The following is a 23,823-nucleotide window of genomic DNA, read 5'->3' as shown; positions in this document are numbered from 1 at the left end:
GTCGGTTCGTCAACAGGCAAACATTGTCGGAGGCGGCATTAGCAGTGCTTCGTCAGGGTCTGAGTCTGGTTGGGTTGCGGGGCAGTCGGCGGCCGCAGGTGGTGCAGGTGCCGGTCCACTACTGCAGCAGGTCCTGGAGGGTGTCGAGGACCTGGTGGAGGGTCAGGCCGGCGTGTGGGCTTTTGGGTCTTGCCGCCGCAGGGTGAGGAAGGCCTGGGCGGCGGTGACGAGGGTGACGTGGTGGTGCCAGTCGCGCCAGGTCCGGCCTTCGAAATGGCCCAGGCCCAGGCCGTATGGTCCAGGCCCAGGCCGTGTTTGAGTTCGCGGTGGTCGTGCTCGATCCGCCACCGCGTCTTCGCCCACCGCACCACGTCCTCGACGGGTGTGCCCGGCGGCAGGTTGGAGATCCAGTACCCGGCCGGGACAGTCTCCTCGGCGGGCCACTCGACGAGCACGGTCCGCACCGGCGGCACCCCGTCCCGCTGGTGGTGCCCTCCGTCGGCGTCCTGGGCGGCCCGCAGGGCCTGCTTGCCCGCCGGTCGCACCCGCCAGTGCCGCGAACCGTGAGGTCATCGGGCCCTTGCTGCCTTCACGCCAGGTGACCTCACGGAAGTAGGCAGACCGGTCCGGCTCCGCGGCCTCGTGGTGGGCGACCTTCTTGCCCGTCAGCGCGACCGAAGAGGACGAGCCCCGCTCCTCCGGGGCCAGACGGAAGGGCGTGCTTGCTCCATATCCGGCGTCGGCCACCACCGCGAACGGTGGGGCCCTTTCGGCGACGTGCCCGGTGGGGCACTGGCGGACTCCGGCCGGTCCGGGGCCGGACCGGGGGCGGTCGCTGGAGTGCTCCCGGTCCGCTCATCCCCGCTCATCCAGGCGGGTGTCGCTGCCTGGGGAACCGAGCACCGCGTGGATCCGTTCCGCGGTTCCGCGCGGGCGGAAGATGTAGCCGTTGTGGCCGCCGGGGAACATCTCCAGGCGCGTCCCCAGTTCGCCGGCGAGCATCGCGGCGCACGTGTGCGGCCAGATGTGGCCCGAGTTCTCGCCGGCGGCGGGCAGGACGCGGGCCGGTGAGCCCTTCAGCGCGGCCGTGTCGAGGACGTGCTCCCTGATGGAGGGCATGTCGTGCGTGAGGAGGACCTCCGAGTTTCGCAGGTGGTCGGGCCCTGGAGCACGTGCCGGGACGTCTGGCTCGCAGTCGTTCGGGTCGATGTCCAGGTAGGCCGCGAACCTGCGCATGGCGGGGGCCGGGCCCTCCGCCCCGAAGGTCTCCTCGACGGTGAGGAGCTGCCCGAGGGCGAGGGTGCGTCCGGGGTCCGGCAGCAGCTGGGTGACGGGCGGTTCGTGCGCGATGACCGTCGCGACCTGCCCCGGGTGCCTGACGGTCAGCTCCAGCGAGATCAGGGCCCCGAGGCTGGTGCCGTAGACGAGTGCGGGCTCCGGGGTGAGGGCTGAGAGCAGGCGGGAGACGTCGTCGGCATGCGTGGCGAGCGTCGTCGCGGGGGAATCGGTGGTGCTCCCCGACAAGCCGCGCCGGTCGTAGGTGAGGACCGTGTACCGGTCGGCGAGGTGGCGCGAGAGCGGTTCGTTCGCGTCGACACCGTGGTGGCCGCCGGCGACGAGCAGGAGCAGGGGCCCCTCGCCGCGGACGACGTGGCGCAGTCGCGCGCCCGGCACTTCCAGCACGGATTCCCTCATGGTGCGACCACCGATCTTCTCGTAGGACAGGCCCTGGAGGACCCTGTGCCGATCGTGCCGCCGCCGCCGGCGCTGCGGAATCGGATCGCTTCCCCTAGGACCGGCGATCCCAGGATGCGTTTTCACAACACCGGTACCCTGAGAGGGACATGACACTGAACCGTGCCGACCTCGCCGATTTCCTGCGCAGATCCCGGGAGCGGCTGACGCCGCGCGACGTCGGGCTCGTCGAAGGGCCGAGGCGGCGGACCCCCGGCCTGCGTCGCGAGGAGGTCGCGATGCTCGCCGGCATGTCGGCCGACTACTACATGCGGCTCGAACAGGCCCGCGGCCCCCAGCCCTCGGTCCAGGTGCTCGCCGCGCTGACGGGCGCGCTGCGGCTGACCGAGGACGAGCGGGACCACGTGTACCTGCTCGCCGGGCACCGTCCGCCGGAGGGCACACGGGCCGGGGAGTACCTGCGGCCGGGCCTGCGGTACCTCCTCGACCGCTTGGACGGCGTGCCCGTACAGGTGGTGAGTGATCTGGGCGACCTGCTGGCGCAGAACGACCTGGCGCTCGCGCTGTTCGGGTGCGTGTGCACGGTTGCCAAGGAGGACCGCAACATCGTCCTGGGCTGGTTCACCGACCCCCGCGTCCGCGGTCACTTCGCGGCCGATGAACACGAGGAGCAGGCCCGGCAGCTGGTCGCCGACCTGCGGGCCGCGACGACCCGTCGCGGCGACGACGCGGCATCCCGCTCGCTTGTGGCGCGGCTCCGGGCCGCGAGCCCGGAATTCACGGCGCTGTGGGACCGGCACGAGGTCGCGGTGCGCAGGTCGCACCCGTACCGACTCGTGCATCCCGACCTGGGCAGGATCGACCTGGACTGCGAGGTGCTGGCGACGCTCGCGGCGGACCAGCACCTGCGGATCTTCACCCCTCCGCCGGGTGGCACCACGGTGCTGGACGAGTTGCGCGTGCTCGGCCCGCAGCACCGGCACGACACCGGCGCGGTGAGCCTGACCGCCCCCTAGCCCCCTGGCAGTGCTCTGTCAGGTGGTCTTGTCGTGGCGGGTGCGTGGTAGTCCGCTGCTGTATCAGGGCTGGGGAACTTGCCGCGGTACGGGGCCGGTCGGAGGAGTTCGCGGCGGAGGTGTTCGCGCCGTGGGTGTGTCGGGACCAGCGGGCGAAGGGTGCGTGGTATCTGCGGGGGCTGCTGCTGGACGGCCGCAGGTGCGGGTGGTGGACGACACCGGCTTCCCCGAAGACGGCCGTTCCTCGCCCGGGATGGCCCGGCAGTACTCGGGCACCCTGGGCAAGGTCGGCAACTGCCAGATCGGCGTCGGTGTCCACGCCCGCCTCCGAGGAGGCCTGCCCGTTGTCCTGGCGGCTGTCCCTGCCTGCCGCCTGGGACGGTCCCGACGCCCAGGCCCACAGGCGGGCCTGCCGGATCCCCGACGACGAGTGCCACCGTCCCGAGTGACAGCTCGCCCCGGAGATGCTCGACGAGCTCAAGGGACCTCCCGGCGGTGTCGCCGCCGAGCCGGACGATCACGGGCTGGGCAGGTTGCGGGGCGGGTTCACGACGAAGATCCATCTGGCATGCGAGCAGGGCCAGGAGCCGTTGCCGCTGCTGGTCACCGCCGGGCAGCGGGCTGACAGCCCGCAGTTCGAGCCGGTCCTGGAGGCGATTCAGGTGCCCAGGACCGGTCCGGGCCGGCCAAAGAGTCGCCCGCTGCGCGTGCGGGGCAGCAAGGCGTACTCCTCCCGCGCTAACCGCGCCTACCTGCGCAGACGCGGGGTCCGGTGCACGATCCCGGAACCGGCCGGCCAGGTCCGCAATCGCAAGCGCCGCGGCCGCGGGGGTGGTCGCCCGCCCGCTCTCGACGGCAGGACCACGAGGCCCGGCACGCGGCCGAATGAGGGATCGGCCGACTCAAGCGGCACCGCGCGGTCACCACCCGCCATGACAGGCTCGCGGTTCGGTTCGAGGCAGCCGTCCACGTCACGGCAATCCGTCAGTGGCTGTGGTCCGGCCCGAGGCCACGGCCGTGCCATGCCGGCGCCGGACTTCGAGCAGCACACGCAGGGGGAGGGACTGTGGACGCCGAGTACTACCGCGCGGACAGCGAGAACGGCGACCACGTCGACGACCCGTCCGAAGACGTCCTGTTCATGCTGATCAGGGACTTGAACGACACGGACGACACCTTCGTCGTCGTCCAGCCCGACGACGATCCCCTCTGGTTCGCCTCCGTCGCGGTCCTGGACGAGGGCGGCTACGAGATCGTCCGGCGCGACAGCACCCGCCGCGAGCACGACATCACCATCGAGACCAGCATCGACCGGATCGCGGGCGACCTCACCACATGGCTGGCTGCCCGCGCTACCTAGAACACGACTTAGGGCCTGTGTTCGCGGTGTCGTGGCCCGAGGGGCGTAGGGGAATCGCGAGGCGGTTCGCACCGGACGGTGAGCGGGCGAAACGCGGATGCGTGCACCGTTCCCGCCTGTCATTCTCGGTGTCATGCGTACGTTCGAAGAGCTCGTCGAGGAAGGCGAGGCCGTCCCCACCGCGGGCTGGGACTTCTCCTGGTTCGCGGGCCGCGCCAGCGAGCAGCGGCCGTCCTGGGGTTACGCGGGGCTGCTCGCCGAGCGGATGGCGAAGGCCGCGGCCGGACTGGACATCCAGACGGGCGGTGGCGAGGTGCTGGCCTCGATCCCCGTCGCCCCGCCGGTGCTGGCGGCGACGGAGTCCTGGCCCCCGAACATCGCGATCGCCCGCCGTGCTCTGGCGAAGTTCGACGCGAACGTCGTCGAGGTCGAGGACGCATCCGGTCTGCCGTTCGCGAGGGAGTCGTTCGACCTGGTGGTCAGCCGACACCCCGTGGTCACCCGCTGGGACGAGGTGCGACGGGTGCTGCGCCCGGACGGCGTGTACCTGGCCCAACACGTCGGTTCCGGCTCGGTACGGGAACTGTACGAGTTCATGATGGGACCCCGGACACCGCAACCGCGCCCCGCGCCCGCGGCCACCACGTACGCGGGAACGACCCCGATCGCGGCCGTGGCCGCCGCGGAGGCGGCGGGCCTGGACGTCGTCGACGTACGCCAGGAAGCCCTCCGGATGGAGTTCCACGACATCGCGGCGGTGGTCCACTTCCTGCGCAAGGTGATCTGGACCGTCCCCGGATTCACCGTGAACGCCTACTGCGACCGCCTGGCGGAACTCCACTCCTTCATCGAACGCCACGGTCCGTTCGTGGCCTACTCGCAGCGCCTCCTCATCGAGGCCCGCCGGCGAAGGTAGGAAGGCGTCCGGACCGCCACTCGCGTGTGCGCTCGACGCACCGCCGCCGGCCGGCCTGGACCGGTGCTTTCTCGCCCTTGTGCGCGATGCGGCCGTGCGGGTTTCGGGCGGTGGGTCCGGTGCGGGCCTGTCCGAGTCGTAGCCGGTGCCGAGGCGGACAGTGTGAGGTCGTCGGGCAGCGGTCCGAGGCCGTCCAGCAGGTCCGGGGCGGGGCGGGCAGCGGGGAGCCGTGGCCGTTCGCTCCGGCCGGGACCCGGCCGGGCGGGATGCCGTGACCACGGGATGCCGTGACCATCGGTCGTGCCGGTCGTGGGACCGGAACGCGATCTGCTTGGGCTGGGCGAAGACGCCGAGGGCGATCCACCCGGCACGGCGGGTGTGGAGGGTGGGCGCCGAGCAGGTTGTGTCGGCGATGGCCTGAGAGGAGCAACCGAACCGAACCGGAGCAGTCGCAGCAGCTTGTCGTACACGATCCGATCGCTGACGCGCCCGAGGGCGTACGTGGTGACCGTGGGGCGTCATTTCCGGCCGGGGGTCCATTTCATGCCGAGTCGGTAGGCGCGGGAGATCACGTCCTGGACTCCGGGACCGTCCGCCGGGGTGAACCACCGCACCTCGCGTCCGATGACGAGTTCGCCCTTCTGGCGTTTGATGAGGGCGATGGCGCATGCGTGCGCCTGTGGAGGGCATTCGTCCAGAACCACCCGGAAGCGGTCGCCGCGGTCGGATGTCAGGGTGACCACCGCGTCGAGGCCGCGGAAGTCGCCGGACCCTTCGTAGATGTAGACGAAGAGCAGGAGTTTCTGGAACTCGGCCTGGTGGTCCAGGTTGACGACCAGGTTCTCTCCCGTCTCCCGGGCCCCGGTCCGGTCGTCCGCGTCAAGGGCGATGTACGGGAAGCGGTCCATCGCGCCGAAGGCGTTGCCCAGGGCCTGGACCACGGTCTTGGAGCCGTCGGTGCAGCGGATCATGCAGCCGAGGTCGAGGTCCACCGTCCTGGCCGTGGCCGACCGCAGCGACGCCCGGATCCGGCCGAACAGGCCACGTGCCTCGTCGTTCGCCCGCCGTGCGGCGGCCTGCGGCGAGGTCCAGTTGAGGTTGACCCTGATCAGTCCCGAGGTCACGCCGTGCTTGTCCAGGGAGACCGTGGGCGATTCCTTCGTCAGGTTCACAGTGGCGGGCTTGGCCATGGGGCACCTTTCGAGGAAGGCCCCGGGGAGTCGGGGTGATCGACGACCATACCGGCGGGGCGTGAGGCACCGCAGAGAATCGGTTGTCGACGGCCTGACGCGAGGATCGGCCCGTCGGCCCGTCGGCCCGTCGGCCGTTAGGGTGAGGGCCGTTGGGGGAGTCCGAGCCGGAGCGGAGCGCGGAGAGTCGTGGGCGGTCTTACAGAAGCGAAGCTGAGGGCGCTGGCCGGAGAGCGTTCGTTCGAGCGTGGACTTGCTTATGCCGACGAAGTGTCCGGGGTCGAGTTCGGTGACGGCTGGATCAGGGCATCGGTACGCGGCACGGAGCGGTACGAGGTGGAGCTGCTCCTGGGAGGGCGCGGGCAGCCGGCGGGCACGTGCGATTGCCCGTACGGCCAGGAGGGCAACTTCTGCAAGCACCTGGTCGCGCTCGGTCTGACCGTGATCGCCCAGGAGGCCGATCTGCCCCGTCGGCGGAAGGCGGCCCGGGACCGGACCCGCAGCCTCGACGCCTGGTTGACCGGCCTGTCACGGGACGATCTCCTCGTTCTCGTACGGGAGGAGATGGCCGAGGACCGGAACCTGCGCAGGCGTCTGGAACTGCGGGCGGCGAGCGCCTGCGGTGACGTGGCCGGGATCCGTTCCCGTATCCGCGAGTTGCTCGACAGCGGTCCTTTTGCCCAGTACGGCTACGTCGAGTACGCCGACGCCCGTGCCTACGCCGACCAGGCCGGGCAGGTGGTCAGCGCGATCCGGTCACTGACGGCTTCCGGCCGGGCGGCCGACGCGATGGCTCTGGCCCGGGAGGCGATCGGGATGCTGGCGGCTGTGGTCGGAAGCGTCGACGACTCCGACGGCCGGCTCGGGGGGATCGGCGCCGGCCTGGCCGACGCCCACCGCGAGGCCTGCCGCGCGGCCGGCCCCGACCCGGAGGAACTCGCGCGCTGGCTGGTGACGCATGCTCTGGACGATGCGGCCGACCTGACGGACCTCGACCCACTCGACTACGAGGACCTGCTCGGTGAGCGGGGGAGGGCCGCCCTGCGTCGGTACACGGTCGAGGCATGGCAGGCGAACCGTACCGGCTGGGCCGAGAAGTATCTGATGCAGCGCCTCGCGAAGTCGGCGCGGGACGTCGACACGGTGATCGCCGTGCACGCCGTCGACCTCGCGCCGAACGGCCGTACCCATCTGCTCATCGCCCGCGAGCTCGACACCGCCGGCCGTACCGCCGAAGCCCTGGAATGGGCCGAGCGCGGCATCCGGGAGACCGCGGACCTCGCCACCGTCGACCCCGCCCTGATCGACCACCTTGCCGACCGCTACACCAGGATCGACCGGTCCGCCGACGCCCTCACCCTGCGCCGGGACCGCTTCGCGGCCTGCCGCACCCTGCTCGCCTACCAGCAGTTGCGTGCCGCGGCCCTTGCCGCCGAGTGCTGGCCGACCGAGCGCGAGAAGGCGCTGGCGCTCCTCCGCGCCGATGCCGAACCGGCGGACACGCGCGGTGACCGGGTCCTCGTCGACATCCTGCTGGACGACGGGGACGTCGATGCCGCCTGGCGGACAGCCGGCGAGTACGGCGCCCACGACGGCCAGTGGCTCACCCTTGCGGACCGGTCCCGTCCGACCCGCCCCGCGGATGCCCTCGCCGTCTACCTCCGCCTGGCCACCTGCCTCACCCGCGAGACCGGCAACCGTGCCTACGAGCAGCTCGTCAGGCTGCTCCTGCACATCCGCGACTGCCACCGCCGCCTCGGTACACCGGACGATTTCACCGCGTACGTCACCGACCTGCGCGCCGCCCAGAAGCGCAAGCGGAACCTGATGAGACTGATGGACGAGTACGGGCTATGACCCATCGGGTTTGTCTTGTTGAAGACGCAAGGGAATGGGCTGTGGCGACGGAGATGATCGCGGGGCGGTTCGCCCGTGAGGTGCGGATCACGCAGACCTTCGGCCGGCATTCCGGCCTCCCGCGCACGATCGCCGGGGGCATGCGAGCGGGGGCGTCCCAGCAGTCATGGGCCCTGATTCCTCCGGGCCCGTATCCACTGCCCGAGTTCAGGCACCCCCGCCCCCACGAGGAGCGGTGATGCGTGACAGGACGGGGAACGACAGGACGAGCCTCAGAGCCGAGATGCTGGCCCTCCTGCTCGAACCGTTGGGGGTGGACGCCATGGCCGGGCCGGCCGCGCTCCAGCGATTCGCCAAGGACGTGGACGCGGTCGCCCAGGCACACGGGTGTGTCGGCCTGCCGCCGTCGGGAAGCACTCTTCCCTGGGTGTCCGACGCGGTGGCTGCGTGCGTCGAGGAACACGAACTGGTCCGTCTGACAACGGCTGGGGGCCGGACTCCGGCGCCGGACGGGGGCAGATCCCTTCGGGAACTGAAGCGGCTCGAAGGGCTGCGGACACACCTCCGGGCATGGGAAGGCGTGCCGGTGGAAGCGCTTCGGGCGGACGCCGTGGCGGTGGCGGCCGCGGAACGGCTGCTGCCCGAAGTGCTTGAGCCGTGCCGGCATGCGGACCGGGAATGGCCCGAGGAGATCTGGCGCTCGATCCGTGAGATCGACGTCGAAACCGCGCTGGCCGACCTGAGTCGTCGACGAGGAGGCCGGAAGGCGGCGGAGGCGCGCGAGCTCGTGCTCGGGCACAGTGCCGCGGCGGCCCGGGACCTGCGGAACGGGGAGCTGGTGCCGCTGCTGGAGAAGGTGCGGGACTTCGTCGCCGCGGAGGAGTCGTACGAGGCGGTCCTGTCCGAGCGGCCACAGTGGTGGCGCTGGTTCGCGCCGGACGCGCGGTCCGGGTTCCGATCGGATCGGCGTGACGCCCTGCTCTGGGCGATCGAGGCCCGTGACACCGGTGCCGTCTCCGGAAGCACGGTGGACATGCTCGCGGAGGACAGCGTGCGGGCGGTGATCGAGCACGGGCTTGCGACGGCTCCCGTGAACGCGACCGTGGCTCCGGCCGCGCCCGCCACGAGCTCGGCCGCGCGGCTCACGGCGGGGCTGCTGGCGGTCGCCTCCCGGACCGACGTCAACGAGCTGCGGGCATTCGAGTCCTGGTACGGGAAGAACGTCGAGTCGTTCGACCGCGTGGCAGCGGCCATGGACCTGTGGCGGACCGAACCGGATCTCCGCGAGGCCCTTGGGGCCCTGGCCGGCCGGTTCGCGTCCGGGACGGTGGACACGAGCCGATCGGCCTACCGCGACATCCAGACCGCTCTCCGGGAGGAGGCCGGGACTCGTCTTCCGCGAACGTCGTACTCCCCGCATGCGATCGAGAACGAGGACCTCGTCGAGGTCGTCCGCCGCATCGGGGCGCTCGAACGTGAACTGCGCGATGCCGTACGGGTCATGCCCGCGGCGAGCGGCAGGCTGCGCGTGGCCATCGCCGGAAGAACCAAGTCCGGGAAGACCACGCTCAGCAAGGCGCTGACCCGCGACGCGGACCGGACCGGGATCGGGCGAGGGGCGCACCGCACCACGCGGGAGACCTCCGCGTTCCACGTCGGCTCCGTGACGTACCTCGACACGCCCGGCTTCGCCGCGAAGGACGACGACCTCGACGCCACGCGCGCCCGGGCCGCGTGCGACAGCGCCGACGCGGTGATATGGAACTACGCCGACACGCTGCGCGAGGAGGAGTCCGCCGAGCTCCAGCGACTTCTCCTCGCGGGGAAACCCCTGCTCGTCGTGGTCAATGTGAAGGGACGGGTCGTCGAACCGCACCGCCTCCAGCGCTTCGTCGATAACCCGGAAAGGGAGTTCGCGTCGGCGGCGGGTCACACCGTCCGGATCGAGCAGGTCTCCGGAGCGGTCGACGTCGCACCGCCCGTCGTCCTGCCGGTCCACTCCGGTGCCGCGCACGAGGCGTTGTCCACGGAGGACCGCGCGCTGGGGGACAGGGCCCTTCGGGCGAGCAGGCTGCCCGAGCTGGAGCGGTCCCTCACCCGACTCCTGGCCGAACGCGCGATTCCGCTTCGTGCGGTTCGGCTGGCCGACGGGGTGCGGGCGCCGGTGGCCGCGTTCCACGACCGGCTGGTCGAGGAACTGCCCGGGATCGACCTCGCGCTCGGCGAGCTCGAAGGCTCCACGCCGGGTGACCGGGCCGCGTTGATCGAGGCTTTCCGGACAGCGGGCCAGGACGCGCGCGACCGGCTCGAAGCCGAGCGTCACCGCGCCGGGGAACGGTTGCCGGACGTGGTCCGGGACCTGGGCGGCGTGGATGACGCGCAGCGGTGGAGCGATTTCGTCACCGGTCTGGAGCTGGAGGGACTTCTCTCCGGTCTCGAGAACGAGTTCGAGCTGGAGGCGCGGAAACGGGGGATGGTTCTGCGCGCACCGGTGAGCGCCCCGGGGCGCCGGGGCGACGCGCAGCCGCGTGTACGTCCTCGTCCCGACCTGAAGGAGAAGGCCGTGAGCCTGGGTACGGCGGCTGCCAAGGGGGCGGCGACAGCCCTTCTGGGCTCCGTCGCGGCCAAGGGGATCCCCAAGAAGCTCGCGGTCCCTCCTCCCGCGGCGACGGCGGTCTACGCGATGGAGGCCCTGGCCGGGGCGGCGAAAGCGTGGAGTGGCGAGGTCGACCGCGCCCGGCGGGCGAAGGACAGGTGGACCAGTGCGACCACGACCGAGGCCGAGGCATGCCTCGATGAACTGTTCGACGGGCTCGCGGCGTGGTCGGCTCGGATCACCGATGACGCGGTGGCCCAGGTCGACGCCCTGTCCGAGGCGCGGTCCTCGGACATCAGTGGCACGCGGGAGCGGTTCGAGCGGCTGGGCCGACTGCGACCGGCCGTGCGGTCCGCCCTCGACGCGATCGACCTCGTCCTGGCGCGCCGGCTCATGGCTCTCGCGGGCGGGGACCCGGCGGCGATCCGTCTGGCACGTCGGACCCCGGGAGTCGTCCTTCGTGTCTGGACCGACGTGTCCCGCGTCGCGGACGTGCGGGCGTGCCTGCGGGACCAGCTCGTGGACGTCCTCCCCGAACGGATCGAGATCCGCACGGATTCCGGATGCCTCGGCACCTCCGACGGGAGTGAAGGGAACACAGATGACTGACGGTGATTCGGTTGACGCGTCCGAGAACGACGGGAGCCCGAACGCCCCCGTACTCGCGCTGACCGCACGGGCCGAAGAAGTCCTGAACGCTCACTCCCGCACGCGCGGCCTGACCGCGAGCCTGCCTCGCGTCGACACGAGCCCGCTGAGGATCGCGCTCACGGGTCCGTACAGCGCGGGGAAGTCCACGCTCATCGCGGCACTGCTCCGGCTCCCCCCGGCCGCCGTCGGCGAACTCGTCGACGCGGCGCCCAAGACGCACGAGCCGACGCCGTACGAGTGGAACGGCGTGACGCTCGTCGACCTGCCCGGGACGCTGTCGGGCATCGACGAGCACTCCGCCGCGGCACGGCGCGGCGTGCGCGGTGCGGACGCGCTGGTGATCGTGACGACCAGCGAACTGCCTGGCGAGGCGGAGACCAGGGCGATTCTGCGGGCCCTCGACGCCGACGGGTTCGCCGACCGGAGCGTGGTCGTCGTCAACAAGATGAACGCCGAGAACAGTGACCGCGACGTCATCCTCGACGAGGTCCGCGGGCGGCTGGGGCCCTTCGCCGACCGCGTCCCGATCGTCCCGGCCGACGCACGCGACTACGTCGACGCGGTCAACGACCCCGCTCTCCCGGCCGCCCAGCGTGCGTCGCTCGTCGCGGAGAGCGGTATCGACGCCCTGACGGCCGAGTTGCGGAGGATCACCGCGCCCGGTGTCAGCGGGGTCCGGCCCAAGGCGCAGGCCTTCGAACTCCTTCGCGTACTGGAGGACGCCGAGCGCCAGTGGGTGCTGAACGGCGAGGAACTCGACGCCGCGGAGACCGCGAAGAAGGCCGAGGAATCGATCTCCCGGGCGAAGGAGCGTGTACGGAGCGCCCTGGAGCGGGAGAGCGAAGTCGTCGCCTCCAGGATCACGACGGCCGGAGACAGGGCAGCGGCCGGCGTCTCGGAGAAGGACGGCATCGTCCCCGGCCATGTCGCTCATGCGGTCCAGGAGGAACTGGAGCGTGCGAGCACCGAGTTCGACGCGAGGTTCTCCACGTCGGTGAGGACGGCGTTCGACGCGCTGGTCGCCGAGTACGGAACCGGTGTGCCCGAGCCCGAATCCTGGGTGAACGGCGTCGAAGCACCCGATCCGACGATCGACGCGTCCCCGGGCGACGCGTCACCGCTGGCGCAGGGGGCCAAGGAAGCGGCGAAGAAGGCCGCGAAGGCGGGCGCCGCGAAGGCGGGCGAGTGGATCGGGAAGGTCGCGGACGGTGGCAGCGGGCCGGGAAGCGCGGCCTCGGCCGTCGTGGAGAAGCTCAGCAGGAACCGGGTGGGCCAGAAGATCCTCGACGCCGGCGAGAAAGTCTCCGACGGCGTGGGGAAGTTCAAACCGTGGGGCAAGACCAAGGCGGCCGGCAAGGTGGCCGGTGCGGCCGGCAAGGTGCGATGGGCGCTGACGGTCATGGGGCCGTTGACGGACCTGGCGAGCGTCGCGCAGGACCAGAACAAGCGGATGGCGGTCAACAGGCGACGGAAGCAGATAAGGAATCACTTCGACGAGGAGGCATGCGAACAGCGGACCTCCCTCACCGCCGCCGGCGAGCGGTACCTGAGCGAGTGGATCGCCGAGGTGGAACGGTCGCTCAGCGACCTCATGGAGCGGGGTTTGAAGATCAAGGCCGAGCGCGAAGCGGCCCTGACCGCGATCAAGGGCCTCCGGGACGAGGCCGAGAAGCTCGTCGGGCCGACCAGCTGACCTGACGGTTCGAGGTCCCGGCGGTTCGAGGTCCCGGCGGTGAACGCGCCCCGGGACCGCGCGACCGCCGGGACAGGCGCGGCTCAGGCCCTTCCCGCTGTGGATCCCGCCGACTCGGCCCCCCCCGGCGGGGACGCTCGAACCCGTCGGCGTGTCGGCGCCGTTAGCCTGTCGGTATGACGGAGCGTGTCGTGCCCGGCCGCGCGGACGGCCTGATCACCCTGGACGCCGCGGACGCGCTGTGGGTCGGTCTGACGGCCGGCGGCGCCGTGCCGACGGCTTCCGGGGCGTTCGCCCGCTCGCCGGCCCGTGCCCGGACGGGATACGTCCTGCTCGGTAGCCATGTGGTGGCGACGGTCGAGGAGGGCGGCGGTCGGTGGGGCGTCGCGGAGCGCGAGGTACGCCGGGCGGCCGCGGAACTGGACGCGGTGGAGATGGACCGGCGGGACCTGGTCCGTGTCGGTCCGTTCCGCGGCGCGCCGGAGCCGGAGCCCGACGAGGAGACCTCGCTGCGCTGGCGGCGGCGTGTCGCGGGGGAACTCCGGCTGCCGGGCGGTCCCGGACGCGGGGCACGGCACGGGGACGACCGGCCGTGCCACCTGGCGGGGATCGACTGGCGACAGGTACTCGTGGAGCGCACCCACGACGGGACCCGGCGGACGTGGTGGCTGCCGCGCGCGGTGGTGAGGCTGCTCGACGCGGCCGAGCACGCCGAGACGCGGTGGCTACGAGCCGCGGGATCCCGTGAGACGGGCGTGGCCGCGGCCGAGCCGTCCTCCCGCCCCCGGCGGGCCGGGGACACCGACGGCCGACGGGCGACGAGCCCTGAGGGCCGGCGGCCGAGGAGCCCTGAGGACCCACGGGCGACAGGTCCCGAGGACCCCGCCGCCTCACCGCGCCCGTACGACAAGGAGCTCGAAGGCCGGCTGTACTCGGTGCTCAGCAGGAAGCCCGGCATCGCCAGAGAGGTGACCGGCTGGGTGTGCGCCGTCTGCCGCGCCGCGCCCGCCGCGGTCCTCGACCACTGCCACGAGCACGGCTACGTCCGCGCCCCCGTCTGCCAGTCCTGCAACACGCGGGAACGTCCCGACCATCTGTACCCCGACGACGTCCGCGTGGCGAACCGCTACGCCCGCCTCTTCCACACCGACGCCGACGCCTGGCTTCGCCACTGGCACCGCTGCACCGGCTGTCGCGCGCGTACCATCCTGCCGCTGCCGCACCTCGCCGCGTGGACCGCCCTCATAGCCTGCCGGTCACTGCGCCCGACCCACCGGACCCCGCGCGGGCGCGAGCCCTGCGGCGTCCTGCGCGTGTCCTGGACGGGCAGCCAGAACGCGCCCCGTTCCTGCCTGCTCACCGTCACGGTCGACTTCTGCCCCGCCGGCGAGCACCGCGTCCTGGCACAGGTCCCCTACCGTGATGCCGCCGAGCGGTTCCGCGACTGGCTGGCCGACACGGCCCCCGCCGTGGCCGCCGCGGCCGGCCCCGACCGCCTCGACGGCCTCCCCGCCCAGCCCCGACCGGTCGTCGCGGACACCGACGGCGAGGGCTTGGCACTGTTCTGAGACAAGCGCCGCCCGCCGCCGTACGACGGCGGGCGGCTCCCGCGCGACGCCGAGTGGGGGAGTGCCGCCCAGTCCTCCGCCGCGTACGAAGCCAGTCGTGGAGATTCCCTTCCGAGGCCGTCGCCGCCGTAGCGCGCTGATGCGGTCTCAGCCCTTGGCCAGGAGTTCCCTGGCCGCGTAGTAGGCGTGCAGTGCGGCCTCGCTTCCGGAGCCCATGGCGGTCATGATCCGTTGGAAGCGGGCGGAACGGAGGTCGCCGGCCACGATGACGCGGGGGTGCTGGTCGGTGGGCGGGCAGTATCCGTCCGTGCCGCGGATGAGGTCGCCGGGCGGGGCGGTCGGGGCGTTGCCGATGCTGAGATAGGCGGCATCCGCCGTGATCGTCTGCCGTGCGCCGCCCTGACCCACCACTTCCGCCGACACCGAGGTGCCTTCCGTCAGATCCAGCGTCAGGTACTCGACGGGGACGAATGTCACGCGCGGGTCTTCGCGGACCTCTTCGATCTTGTACGCGTCCGCCGCCGGGTACGCCACGATCAGGCGGGTGTCGGTGGCCGGGTGGGCGCGCAGGAAGGTGCCGATCGGGCGGTCGCCGCCGAGGACGAGGAGAGTACGGCCCTCAGCTTCGTCCGCCTCGGCCTGCCAGAGCGGGGGCAGGGTCAGGCCGTCGGGGGCGGTGATCCAGGCGACGTCGCGGGGCTGGAGGGGGCCGACTCCGGTGGCGACGATGGCGTACGGGGCGGTGAGACGGGCACCGGTGTCCACCGTGACGGTCACCTGGTCGTCGTCGGCGCGGAGCTCGGTGACGTGTCGGCCGAGTTCGAGGCGGCACAGCTCCGTGCTCTTCAGTTCCGCGACGATGGAGTCGGCCAGTTCGGGGCCGTTGGTGTGGCCGCCGAGGACGTTGTTCAGGGCAGGGATCCGGTAGAGGTTGCGGCACAGCCGGTCCGGCTCGATCAGGATCGAGCGCATGCCGACGCTGGCGGCCATGCGGGCGGCGGCGCAGCCGGCCGGGCCGCCGCCGATGATGATCAGGTCGGTGTCGTACAGCGTGTCGGCCATGGGTCTATTCCAGCACCGGGGTCCCGGCATGCGCGGTGAGTTGGCCGATCACGTGGTCGGTGGTGACGATTTGACCCGGTCCGATGGGACGGCGGCGACGAGGAGGCCGGCGTCGTGGACGTGGGGGCCGGTGTCGCTGGCGCTGGCGCAGGTGTCGGTGACGATCCAGGGCGCGTAGCCGTGCTCGAAGGCGTCGGCGGCGGACTTCAGGACGCAGCTCTCGGCGGCGATCCCGCAGAAGACGAGGTCGGTCCAGCCGGCCCGGGGGATCAGTTCGGCGGTCTCCCGGGTGTGGGCGGTGGTGAGCCGGGAGCGGGAGGCGTAGGCGACGCAGGACCGGCCGACGTAGCCGGGGGAGACTCCCCGTACGCCGAAGGACACGATGTCCGGGTGGTCGAAGCCGGTGGAGAGGAGCGGCTCCTCGACCGTGCCGTCCAGGGGCGCGGGCCTGCCCGGGACCTCGCGCTTCATGATCAGCAGAAGGAACTGTGTCACGCGCGACGCGTGGGGCTCCGACGTCGTCGCCGACCGCCGACGGCTGCCTGGGCGGTGTGCTGACGGCTGCGGTCAGGAACCGAAGGCGCGACGACGCGGAGGGGGAACCGTGCCCAGCAGCTCCCACAGCGGCACGGAACCGGCGGCCCATTGGGCCAGGAGACCGCGGTCCACCAGGTGGAGATGCTGGGAATGGGCGAAGGCGACAGCGTTGCTCGTGAAACGGCCGTTGGTGACCAGCACGACGACATCGCCATGGTGGACGGGCCGTCCGGTCCCGTTGAGGACATGCAGGTCCGGAGTCCCGACCGCAGCGCCCGCCAGACCGGCCTTGCGGTGCTTGCACTGGATGACCCACAGGCGACCGAAGGGATCGGTTGCCTTCACGTCGGCGCCGTTGTCGCCGGCTCCGCCGACCCGGGTCGTCCCGAGGCAGCCGTCGCGGCGCATCAGATCCCGTACGGCTTCCTCGAACTGCCGGTGATGCAGGGAATCGATCTGAGGCAGCGCGTAACGCAGCCCCTGGTCCCGCGCATGGTTCCGACGGGCGGTCTCCCGCTTCCGACGCGCCCATGCCCCACCGGCAGTCGCGACAGCCAGAAGGAGCACGATCAGCGTCCAGGGATGTGCGGCCAGCCATCGAAGGGCACCGGCGACCAGACTCCACACCACCGCAAAGAGCAGAAGGAGCAGGCCGCCCCGTTCCCAGCCCCAAGCCTTCCTCGGGCGGCGGGTTGCCGCACCGCGCCTGGACGGGCGCCGGGCCGGTCGGCGGCGAGACGCAGATGCGGCACGAGGACGGCGGCCACCCGGACGGGACCGCACGCTCACGATCCGGCCTGCGAGATGCCACGAACCAGCTGACCGATTCCGTTGAAGATGCCCTGGCCCACCGGAGTCGGCGCGATCAGGATCCCCAGGGCCAGGACGAGAAACGCGGTATTGCGTTCCTCGAGACGGCTCCTGGCCTGGGTTCTGCGGCGCAGCCTCATCACCACGATGACCGCGAGCAGCACCGCTACGTTGATCGTCATCACGCGCAACCCACTCCTGCCCGCTTCCCGTCCCGCGCGCTTGCCGGCGCCCCGGACCAGTGCAGCCGAACACGCCACCAGGCCGCAGTCGGTCGGTGAACGATGGCGAGAACCCCGTCGTACGCTGTCCGGTTGCCGCCCGGACACCCGTTCCCCCCCGCATGACGCACAAGCGGGAGGGAGCGGATGCCGCCTGCGACCTCGGCGGTACGGGGATCACCGGACGGCGCCGGAAGCCCGTCGCGGATGCCCTGTTGAGCGGGGAGCGTGCCGCTTAGATGCGGTGCAGGCCGAGCGTCCGGAAGCCAAGCGCGCACAGCAGGTGGACGGTCTCCGGCCCAATCCCTTGTCCCGCTCGGCCGGGCGCAGGACGAAGCCGATGACAGGGGCCTGCTGGGGTTCGGTCGCCGGGCGGGCGTAGCCGATCAGACGGTGCTCGCCGCGCCGGGTGGGGGCGAGGCCGTACCCGGTCCTCGGTGTGTCCGTGGCGGAGGTGATGGACCGGTCGACGATCGCCTGGACCTGCTCGGGGGTATCGGAGCTGCGGTCCCTCGCTGCCGACCGGATAAGGAGGGCCCCGCAGGGCTGCCCAGAGGGCGGGTGGTGCCTGCATCGGCAGGCTTCCTCACCACTCCAGGGCAGCCCCGCCCACGCCGCGCAGCGCATGCTGCGCGATCGGGACCCGCGTGGTCCGGTCCGGCCGGTCGCCCAGGTCAGATGTTGACCGTGGCCGTCTCACCGACGTACGTGTCACGCATGACCAGCTTCACGTCGGTGAGCCGTGCCTTGGTCGTGCCGTCCTGCGCCAGCAGCGGGACGTCGCTCTCGGCGCGCAGCTCGGTGCCGTTGGCTTCGAGGTCGGCCGCGCGTCCCGCGAGCGGGACGGCGGTGTCGGCGTAGAGGGTGCCGTGCGGGGTGCACACTTCGAGGTGCGTGTCGAGGTGCAGGTCCGCGGGGTAGGCGAGGCGGGACAGGGCCTCCTCTTCGCCCTTGCCGAAGGAGCCGCCCGACGGCCTGGCCCAGGCCGTCCGCAGCATGATGCGCCCGCCCAGCTCGGCGCATTCGCCGACCACGGCCAGGCGGGACAGCTGGGCCTGCACCCCGCTCCCCTCGTCGTGCTTGTCGGGGCCGAAGAGGAGGAGCTCCGCACCGGCGGCCTTGCCGTGCTCGCCCGTCAGATCGACCTTCACGGTCTTGCCGTTCACCGCGAGGGTCAGCGAGCCCTCGATCGTGGCCTGAACGATCATCGAGGGGTCGAACAGCATGGTCATGAAGGGACTCGGTGCAGGGGCGAAGAACAGCGTCGGCGTGATGCCGATCGGTTCGTTCTCGTCGTTGGCCGGGTACCAGGCCTCGGGGAGGCCGGTGGCACGCAGCACGCCGGGCGCCGGCGCGACCTCCGACCCGGCTCCGCGCGGGAAGCCCAGGACGGGGCCGGTCAGCGGCCTCTTGAAGGGCGGGATCGCATCCACGACACCGGAGGTCTCCATGGCGTTGCGGTGGGCCAGCCGCAGCGTGCTGGTCTCCAGGATCCCGAACCGGCGGAGCTGGAACTCCGCGGGGAAGTTCTTGCCGGGCGCGATCTGCCTGATGTGGCCCAGGTTGGGCAGGAACGGGTTCGTCAGGATCTGGACGCGGTCACCCAACTCGTAGCTGTAGCCCTTGACCCCGACCTCGGGCGCCGAGATCAGCTCGGCTTCGAGCGTCGCGTGCCCGTTCTCGTCTACGCGGTGCTCGAAGCCGGGCATGGGCCACTTGTTGATCTGAGTGAACCCGGAGAACGTGATCGTCTCCCGGCGCCCGTTGTAGTAGTCGTCGCCGAAGACCACCGTCACGGCGGCGACCACGTGCGGGCGGAACGGCTTGGGCTCGATGTTCAAGGACTCGTAGGTCTCGCGAGGACTCATAGGACTACCTCTGTCATCGGTATGTGCGCGGCACTGACGGGGTAAGCCTTCTGGGTCCGAGTCGCGCCCTGTGCGGATAGGTGTTGCGTGTCACCGGAACGAGTGAGTCATGATCAGGCCATCGCGCCGATATCTGCCCTGGGGAACGCAGGGTCGGTCATCCTGCGCCCGTGCGTCGGCGCCAGGGACCGTCCGGCGGGCAGAGCGAGGTCGGGTCAGCTCGTGGAGGCTGTGGCGGGACGCGCGTGGCATGCTGCGTTTCCCGGCCGCGTGACTTGATCTTGACTCGCTTGTGTAAGCGGAAACTCGTACTTCTTTGCGCATGGCGTGACTCGGTACACGAGGCTCACCTCGTCCTCGCTGCCTGCCAGGCGGCGAGGACGCCGGAGGGTCCGCCCTGATGGCCGGCATGCTCAAGGCATCCCTCCGCGCCGCGTCGGTTTCACCGACCCGAAGCCCTTTCTCCACCTCGGTCAAGGCCGACCGTCCACGAGCGCGAGCAAGCCGGCATCATCGCCAAGGCCCAGCGGCCGAGCGGAAACGAGAACTACGCCACGTTCCAGGCGACGCTCATCGACTACGACGGCACGGATGTGAGCGACCCCGAGATCTCCTTGGGCTTCCGCACGAAGCGGAGGGGCGTCAGCGGGTACGGGCTGTTCTTCGCTCCGAGTGAGGATCCCGTCTCCACCGTCACCGGGTTCCTGGCACCGGAGAAGAAGTTCATCGTGGCCGGCGGCGTGCAGCAGTTGACTCCCGCCGTCCAGGGCGGTGGAGCGGGCGTCGGTTCCGGCCCTGTCCTGCTGCCGTACACCCCCACTGTCGGCGGGAGCTCCGCCAACCCGCCGGAGGAGCCCGAGCCGCCCGCCGTTCCCCAGAACCTGCGGGTCACCTCGGCCTCGCCGGGTGCCCTGACCGTGGAGTGGACGCCGCCACGACAACAGCGGCATCGGGGGATACGCGATCTCCCATGCTTCGTCCGGGAAGCCGGAGTTGACGGTCCAGGCGATCGTCCCAGGGGCGTCCTGAAGCGACTGGCCTGGCCACCGCCGCATCGCCCCCGGACTACGGGGGCTGGGACGTGCGAGGATCTCGTCGGCTGTCTTCGTCCAGACGAACGGCCTGGGGTGTTTGTTCCAGTCGGCGAGCCCGGCCCGGATGTCGCGTTCGAGGGCCTGGACCGAGCGATGGACGCCGCGCTTGAGCTTCTTCTGGGGGAGTTCGGCGAACCATCGCTCGGCCAGGTTCAGCCAGGACGCGCTGGTCGGCGTGAAGTGCAGGCGGAACCGGGGATGCGCCAGCGGCCACTTCTTGATGTCGGGCGCTTTGTGGGTCGCGTGGTTGTCCAGGATCAGCTGCACCTGTCGATCAGCCGGGACCTCCTTGTCCAGCTTCGTGAGGAACTTCTTGAACTCTGCTGCGTCGTGGCGGCGGTGGAGGGAGCCGATGACCTTCCCGGTGGCGACTCCGAGGGCGGCGAAGAGGGTCGTGGTGTCGGCCCGGACGTAGTCGTGAGCCGCATGCCTCGGAGCCAGGCTGACTGACATACTCCGCGCCGTGACGACTGACCACAGCTCCGGCCTGGCCCTGACTGTCAGCGAGCGTGACGCTGAGCTCGACGACCGATTGACCGAAGCGTTGATCGCCTTCAACAGTGCCGCCACAGGTGCTCCCGACCGCGGCGCGTTCTCGATCAAGGTCACCGACGAAGCAGGTGAGCTGGTCGGTGGGTTGACCGCGCGAACTTGGGGTGGCCTCTGCGGCATCGAGCTGTTGTGGGTGCGTGAGGACAGTCGCAAGGATGGTTGGGGTAGCAGGATCCTGCAAGCAGCCGAAGCCGAGGCACGGCGGCGTGGTTGCGATCGTCTCTCCACCTCCACCTTCACATTCCAAGCTCCCGGCTTCTATCAGCGCCACGGTTTTGTCGAGACCGGTCGGACGCCGGGTGTCCCTGGCGGGCATGCAGACGTGCACTTGTTCAAGTCGCTGACCGACCAGCCACGCCTGCTCGACTCGTAGACGTGCTGGTCGCAGCCACTCGTTGATGGCTGCGACCAGTACCGTCGCTTCGTAGCGGACGGCGAGCTGGTCGTATCTCGTGGCCACTGCCCGGTGCCTCTTGAGGCGATCGATCCCGCACTTCACCGCGTGGCGCCGGCGGTAGTCGGCCGGGTCGAAGTGCGGCGGCCGGTCGCTGTGGGAGCCGAGCTTCTGGCGGTTGCGTGCCTGGTCGGCCTTGTCCGGGATGATGCAACGGATCCCGCGGCAGCGCAGGTAGGCGCCGTTCCTGCGGGAGGCGTGCGCCTTATCCGCGCGGACCCGATCGGGACGGATGCGCGGTCGGCCTGGTACGAGGCGGGGCACGCGGACCTTTTCCAGCGCCGATTCAAACTGCGGTGAGTCCCCACGCTGGCCGGCGGTCACCACGATCGACAGGGGCTTCTGACCCTGCTCGACGGCCAGGTCCCATGTGATCGCGCCTTTCGCGTCGGCCAGGGACTGGAGCAGGGTGAGGATCCGCTGCCGAATGCCGTTGCGCTGCCATCGGCGGAACAGGTCGTAGACCCTGTTCCGCGGTCCGTACTCGACAGAGACGTCCCGCCAAGGAACACCGGTCCGGACACGGAACCGCATGCCGTCGATCAGCTGCCGTCGAGGCCAGACCGGCGGTCGTCCCGCCCTGGCACCCTTCGGCAACGACTACTCCAGCACCGCCCACTGCTCGCCCGTGAGATCGCCCCGCCCCATGAACCATGATCATTCGCAGCCCTGGATCCACTTTCGATGCACGTCCTGACGATGAATCTCTGACTCAGTTCACCAGCCCAGACCTGACACCTTCAGGACCGACCGCGCCGTCTCGCTGTGGATGTGCAGGGAGAGCCGGGCCAGATCGCTGGTTTCACCGTTCAGCGTGCCGCGTTTCATGGAGGTGCGGGCGCCGGCTTCGAGGCGGAGCCAGAGTGCCGGATCGGCGGACAGGGTGCGCAGGTCGATCTCGGCCCGGCCGCCTTCCGTATCGCTCAGGATCACGCGATGCGCGGTGCCTTCGGTCGGCCAGACGACTGCCGAGAGCCGGTCGATGCGGACCGTTCTGGTCGCCCACAGGCTCTGGATGAAGAGCAGGTCCGGTGTGGCGGCGACCCGTGCGGGCAGCAGGATCACCAGCAGGGCCGACGAGAGAGCGATGAAACCGGCGGTGGGCAGCAGGGTCAGGTTGTGCATGCCGACTTCGACGGTCAGTGACACCGCGAGGAGCAGGGCCGCGCATCCGACGGCGGCCCGGGCCTCTCCCGGCCATCCCGCGTCGTACAGGACGTCTCCGTGGGCGTCCTGTACGGGACGGGTGAAACGACGGGGCGACTTCATGGCGCTCACGCTAGGCCCATGGCCCGGCCGGTCCGGTGAGCCTCTACGCCCTGTTTACGCGGCCGCCCGCAGAATTGACGGGCCGCTGACGGCCATGGGCCCGGTCGTGTGGTGGACGTACTCGCGGAGGAGGCGGAAGCCGGCGGTCCAGGCCAGGAGGCGGCTGGCGCGATGGGCGCGGGAGCCGCTCCAGGTGGCGGTTCTGCCGCGGGCGGTGATGTCGTCGGTCAGACCCCGGACGCAGGCGAGGGCGAGGTGCTGTCGTCGCTCGGAGGGGTCGGTGGCGCAGGCCACGTCCTCGCACCGGCTCCCGGCGAAGCGTGTGCAGGCCAGCGCCAGTACACGGCCCTTGCGGAAGGCGGCCCAGCCCTGTCCGGAGGCGGCGAGGCCCGAGGGCCCGCCCCACGTGGCGGGGATCCAGCCCATGGACGGGTCGGCCTCGGCGAGCGCCGGGCCGTCCTCGGGGCGGAGCCGTCGTACCGTCACGCCGCGCGGCACACGCGGCGGAGTCCCGGACGCCTGGTGCACGTAGAGCATGCGGTCCCAGGGGTGCAGGCGATCGAACGCGGTGCCGAGCAACGGCAGGAAGCGGGCGGAGGCCTCGGCGACGCCCGTCGGATACGGATGGAACGGCTCGTTCGTCGGCCGGGTCCGACCCGAGGCGGCGGTCCTCGTCGACTGCGACGCGCTGCCCGGAAAGGGCCTCCTGATACTGACCGAGGCCATGGCGAAGGCCGAGGACCTGACGAAGGAACAGCTCCTCCAAGTCGCCCGGCTCGCCACGGAGACGGCCCGGAACGCGGCCGGTCGCTTCCACTGCGAAGGAGCGCTCGGCACACGGCCGTCCGGCGTGGACCTGAGCGAATGGCGCGATGTGCCGCCCGCCTGTGCGACGGGGACCTGCCGCGACGTGGTCACCGCCGCGACCGCGACCCGGCTGCGCGTCACGGCGGTCTCCGAGAAGCCGGCCGGCCGCGCGCTGACCGAGGCCTGCACGCTGAAGCGCGGGGGAGAAGACCCTCGCCGGCCTGACCGCTTATTACGGGGCTTCCGCCGCGCAGGAGATGTATCTCGACGGCCGCTACCCCGGCAGCATCAAGGGCGCCACCATGCGCGCCCTCACCTGCGAGGGCGCCCTCGGCACCGGGTACGTCAAGCTGGTCGGTCCGTCCGGCGGCGAGAACGCTCCGCGGGGCCTCGGGCCCGCCGACGCCCAGGAGGTGCTGGGCGGCTTCGCGGCCGTGTCGACGGCCCGCCACGGCTGCCCCGTTTCCTGATCCGGCACGAGGAGCCGGCGTGCAGCCCCGTACTCCGGAGGGGTGGCAGGTATCGGGACCTGTGGTCGGCGTCCGGGCCTGGGCGTGTCCGGCCCGGGGCGGCGCCTGCCACCCCGGGCCGGGTCCGGGTCCGGCTC

The 23,823-nt window shown here is 71.3% G+C and carries 20 protein-coding genes and 4 pseudogenes; 11 read left to right on the top strand and 13 right to left on the bottom strand.

The features are described 5' to 3' along the window. Nucleotides 1-162: 162 nt before the first annotated feature. Nucleotides 163-762 (bottom strand): annotated as a pseudogene (locus tag ACH4TP_RS05645) (IS701 family transposase); the annotation flags it as partial. A 93-nt stretch (nt 763-855) separates the two neighbouring features. Continuing rightward, entirely contained in the window at nt 856-1,695 is an 840-nt protein-coding gene (locus ACH4TP_RS05640; protein WP_398435906.1) for an alpha/beta fold hydrolase, read from the bottom strand. Between the two features lie 149 nt (nt 1,696-1,844). On the opposite strand from ACH4TP_RS05640, the gene ACH4TP_RS05635 reads away from it, so the two are divergent. The 5 genes from ACH4TP_RS05635 (at nt 1,845) to ACH4TP_RS05615 (ending at nt 4,987) form a co-directional block, all read left to right on the top strand. Beyond that, complete coding sequence (locus tag ACH4TP_RS05635) at nt 1,845-2,711, top strand: helix-turn-helix transcriptional regulator (RefSeq protein ID WP_398435904.1); 867 nt, start codon at nt 1,845-1,847, stop codon at nt 2,709-2,711. Nucleotides 2,712-2,964: 253 nt separating this feature from the next. Next, complete coding sequence (locus tag ACH4TP_RS05630) at nt 2,965-3,336, top strand: hypothetical protein (protein ID WP_398436841.1); 372 nt, start codon at nt 2,965-2,967, stop codon at nt 3,334-3,336. Beyond that, nucleotides 3,245-3,859, top strand: coding sequence for a transposase (locus ACH4TP_RS05625; RefSeq protein ID WP_398436839.1), 615 nt, complete (start codon nt 3,245-3,247; stop codon nt 3,857-3,859). Before ACH4TP_RS05630 ends, ACH4TP_RS05625 begins: the two co-directional genes overlap by 92 nt. Beyond that, nucleotides 3,778-4,071 (top strand): hypothetical protein, encoded by a 294-nt coding sequence (locus ACH4TP_RS05620; RefSeq protein WP_398435902.1) that lies wholly within the window; start codon nt 3,778-3,780, stop codon nt 4,069-4,071. Before ACH4TP_RS05625 ends, ACH4TP_RS05620 begins: the two co-directional genes overlap by 82 nt. A gap of 133 nt (nt 4,072-4,204) precedes the next feature. Next, nucleotides 4,205-4,987 (top strand): class I SAM-dependent methyltransferase, encoded by a 783-nt coding sequence (locus ACH4TP_RS05615; protein ID WP_398435901.1) that lies wholly within the window; start codon nt 4,205-4,207, stop codon nt 4,985-4,987. A 10-nt stretch (nt 4,988-4,997) separates the two neighbouring features. On the opposite strand, the pseudogene ACH4TP_RS05610 reads toward ACH4TP_RS05615, so the two are convergent. Continuing rightward, nucleotides 4,998-5,490, bottom strand: a pseudogene (locus tag ACH4TP_RS05610) (IS5/IS1182 family transposase); the annotation flags it as partial. 15 nt (nt 5,491-5,505) lie between these two features. Then, entirely contained in the window at nt 5,506-6,177 is a 672-nt protein-coding gene (locus tag ACH4TP_RS05605; RefSeq protein WP_398435899.1) for a hypothetical protein, read from the bottom strand. Nucleotides 6,178-6,366: 189 nt separating this feature from the next. Here ACH4TP_RS05605 and ACH4TP_RS05600 point away from each other — a divergent pair, with 189 nt between their 5' ends. The 4 genes from ACH4TP_RS05600 (at nt 6,367) to ACH4TP_RS05585 (ending at nt 14,542) form a co-directional block, all read left to right on the top strand. Then, entirely contained in the window at nt 6,367-8,034 is a 1,668-nt protein-coding gene (locus ACH4TP_RS05600; protein ID WP_398435897.1) for an SWIM zinc finger domain-containing protein, read from the top strand. A gap of 586 nt (nt 8,035-8,620) precedes the next feature. Continuing rightward, nucleotides 8,621-11,239, top strand: coding sequence for a GTPase (locus tag ACH4TP_RS05595; protein WP_398435896.1), 2,619 nt, complete (start codon nt 8,621-8,623; stop codon nt 11,237-11,239). Further along, nucleotides 11,232-12,974, top strand: a complete 1,743-nt coding sequence (locus tag ACH4TP_RS05590) for a GTPase (RefSeq protein ID WP_398435894.1) — start codon at nt 11,232-11,234, stop codon at nt 12,972-12,974. Before ACH4TP_RS05595 ends, ACH4TP_RS05590 begins: the two co-directional genes overlap by 8 nt. A gap of 176 nt (nt 12,975-13,150) precedes the next feature. Further along, nucleotides 13,151-14,542: an endonuclease domain-containing protein gene (locus ACH4TP_RS05585; protein WP_398435892.1), complete on the top strand. Its 1,392-nt coding sequence runs from the start codon at nt 13,151-13,153 to the stop codon at nt 14,540-14,542. A 147-nt stretch (nt 14,543-14,689) separates the two neighbouring features. Here the strand turns inward: ACH4TP_RS05585 and ACH4TP_RS05580 are convergent, their stop codons facing one another. The 6 genes and pseudogenes from ACH4TP_RS05580 to ACH4TP_RS05555 form a co-directional block, all read right to left on the bottom strand. Next, nucleotides 14,690-15,604 carry an FAD-dependent oxidoreductase gene (locus tag ACH4TP_RS05580; RefSeq protein WP_398435890.1) on the bottom strand — a complete coding sequence of 305 codons (915 nt, stop codon included), beginning with the start codon at nt 15,602-15,604 and terminating at the stop codon, nt 14,690-14,692. A 48-nt stretch (nt 15,605-15,652) separates the two neighbouring features. Then, nucleotides 15,653-16,099, bottom strand: coding sequence for an isochorismatase family protein (locus ACH4TP_RS05575; protein ID WP_398435888.1), 447 nt, complete (start codon nt 16,097-16,099; stop codon nt 15,653-15,655). A 72-nt stretch (nt 16,100-16,171) separates the two neighbouring features. After that, nucleotides 16,172-16,771, bottom strand: coding sequence for a restriction endonuclease (locus ACH4TP_RS05570; RefSeq protein WP_398435886.1), 600 nt, complete (start codon nt 16,769-16,771; stop codon nt 16,172-16,174). A gap of 155 nt (nt 16,772-16,926) precedes the next feature. Beyond that, nucleotides 16,927-17,136 carry a hypothetical protein gene (locus tag ACH4TP_RS05565; RefSeq protein WP_389236423.1) on the bottom strand — a complete coding sequence of 70 codons (210 nt, stop codon included), beginning with the start codon at nt 17,134-17,136 and terminating at the stop codon, nt 16,927-16,929. Between the two features lie 710 nt (nt 17,137-17,846). Then, nucleotides 17,847-19,040 carry a DUF6004 family protein gene (locus tag ACH4TP_RS05560; protein ID WP_398435884.1) on the bottom strand — a complete coding sequence of 398 codons (1,194 nt, stop codon included), beginning with the start codon at nt 19,038-19,040 and terminating at the stop codon, nt 17,847-17,849. A 1,082-nt stretch (nt 19,041-20,122) separates the two neighbouring features. Then, nucleotides 20,123-20,569, bottom strand: a pseudogene (locus ACH4TP_RS05555) (IS630 family transposase); the annotation flags it as partial. 28 nt (nt 20,570-20,597) lie between these two features. Here ACH4TP_RS05555 and ACH4TP_RS05550 point away from each other — a divergent pair. After that, the gene (locus ACH4TP_RS05550; RefSeq protein WP_398435882.1) at nt 20,598-21,059 is read left to right on the top strand and encodes a GNAT family N-acetyltransferase; all 462 of its coding nucleotides are present in this window, start codon (nt 20,598-20,600) and stop codon (nt 21,057-21,059) included. Between the two features lie 9 nt (nt 21,060-21,068). On the opposite strand, the pseudogene ACH4TP_RS05545 reads toward ACH4TP_RS05550, so the two are convergent. The 3 genes and pseudogenes from ACH4TP_RS05545 to ACH4TP_RS05535 form a co-directional block, all read right to left on the bottom strand. Beyond that, nucleotides 21,069-21,737: pseudogene (locus tag ACH4TP_RS05545) on the bottom strand (transposase); the annotation flags it as partial. Between the two features lie 120 nt (nt 21,738-21,857). Then, nucleotides 21,858-22,289, bottom strand: a complete 432-nt coding sequence (locus ACH4TP_RS05540; RefSeq protein WP_398435880.1) for a hypothetical protein — start codon at nt 22,287-22,289, stop codon at nt 21,858-21,860. A gap of 174 nt (nt 22,290-22,463) precedes the next feature. Next, on the bottom strand, nt 22,464-23,135 hold the full coding sequence (locus ACH4TP_RS05535; RefSeq protein WP_398435878.1) for a GNAT family N-acetyltransferase: 672 nt from the start codon (nt 23,133-23,135) through the stop codon (nt 22,464-22,466). Nucleotides 23,136-23,473: 338 nt separating this feature from the next. On the opposite strand from ACH4TP_RS05535, the gene ACH4TP_RS05530 reads away from it, so the two are divergent. Further along, nucleotides 23,474-23,686, top strand: coding sequence for a hypothetical protein (locus ACH4TP_RS05530; RefSeq protein ID WP_398435877.1), 213 nt, complete (start codon nt 23,474-23,476; stop codon nt 23,684-23,686). The last annotated feature ends 137 nt before the right edge of the window (nt 23,687-23,823 follow it).

Origin of the sequence: Streptomyces sp. NPDC021012 (assembly GCF_044333355.1) — a bacterium.
In the GTDB taxonomy this organism is placed as follows: domain Bacteria; phylum Actinomycetota; class Actinomycetes; order Streptomycetales; family Streptomycetaceae; genus Streptomyces.
This window is presented reverse-complemented; position numbering and strand designations above follow the sequence as displayed.

Excerpts from the sequence above, each read along its gene's own strand:
- ACH4TP_RS05640 (WP_398435906.1), bottom strand. The coding sequence starts at position 1,695 with ATGAGGGAATCCGTGCTGGAAGTGCCGGGCGCGCGACTGCGCCACGTC.
- ACH4TP_RS05635 (WP_398435904.1), top strand. The coding sequence starts at position 1,845 with ATGACACTGAACCGTGCCGACCTCGCCGATTTCCTGCGCAGATCCCGG.
- ACH4TP_RS05630 (WP_398436841.1), top strand. The coding sequence starts at position 2,965 with ATGGCCCGGCAGTACTCGGGCACCCTGGGCAAGGTCGGCAACTGCCAG.
- ACH4TP_RS05615 (WP_398435901.1), top strand. The coding sequence starts at position 4,205 with ATGCGTACGTTCGAAGAGCTCGTCGAGGAAGGCGAGGCCGTCCCCACC.
- ACH4TP_RS05605 (WP_398435899.1), bottom strand. The coding sequence starts at position 6,177 with ATGGCCAAGCCCGCCACTGTGAACCTGACGAAGGAATCGCCCACGGTC.
- ACH4TP_RS05590 (WP_398435894.1), top strand. The coding sequence starts at position 11,232 with ATGACTGACGGTGATTCGGTTGACGCGTCCGAGAACGACGGGAGCCCG.
- ACH4TP_RS05585 (WP_398435892.1), top strand. The coding sequence starts at position 13,151 with ATGACGGAGCGTGTCGTGCCCGGCCGCGCGGACGGCCTGATCACCCTG.
- ACH4TP_RS05580 (WP_398435890.1), bottom strand. The coding sequence starts at position 15,604 with ATGGCCGACACGCTGTACGACACCGACCTGATCATCATCGGCGGCGGC.
- ACH4TP_RS05560 (WP_398435884.1), bottom strand. The coding sequence starts at position 19,040 with ATGAGTCCTCGCGAGACCTACGAGTCCTTGAACATCGAGCCCAAGCCG.
- ACH4TP_RS05535 (WP_398435878.1), bottom strand. The coding sequence starts at position 23,135 with ATGGCCTCGGTCAGTATCAGGAGGCCCTTTCCGGGCAGCGCGTCGCAG.
- ACH4TP_RS05530 (WP_398435877.1), top strand. The coding sequence starts at position 23,474 with ATGTATCTCGACGGCCGCTACCCCGGCAGCATCAAGGGCGCCACCATG.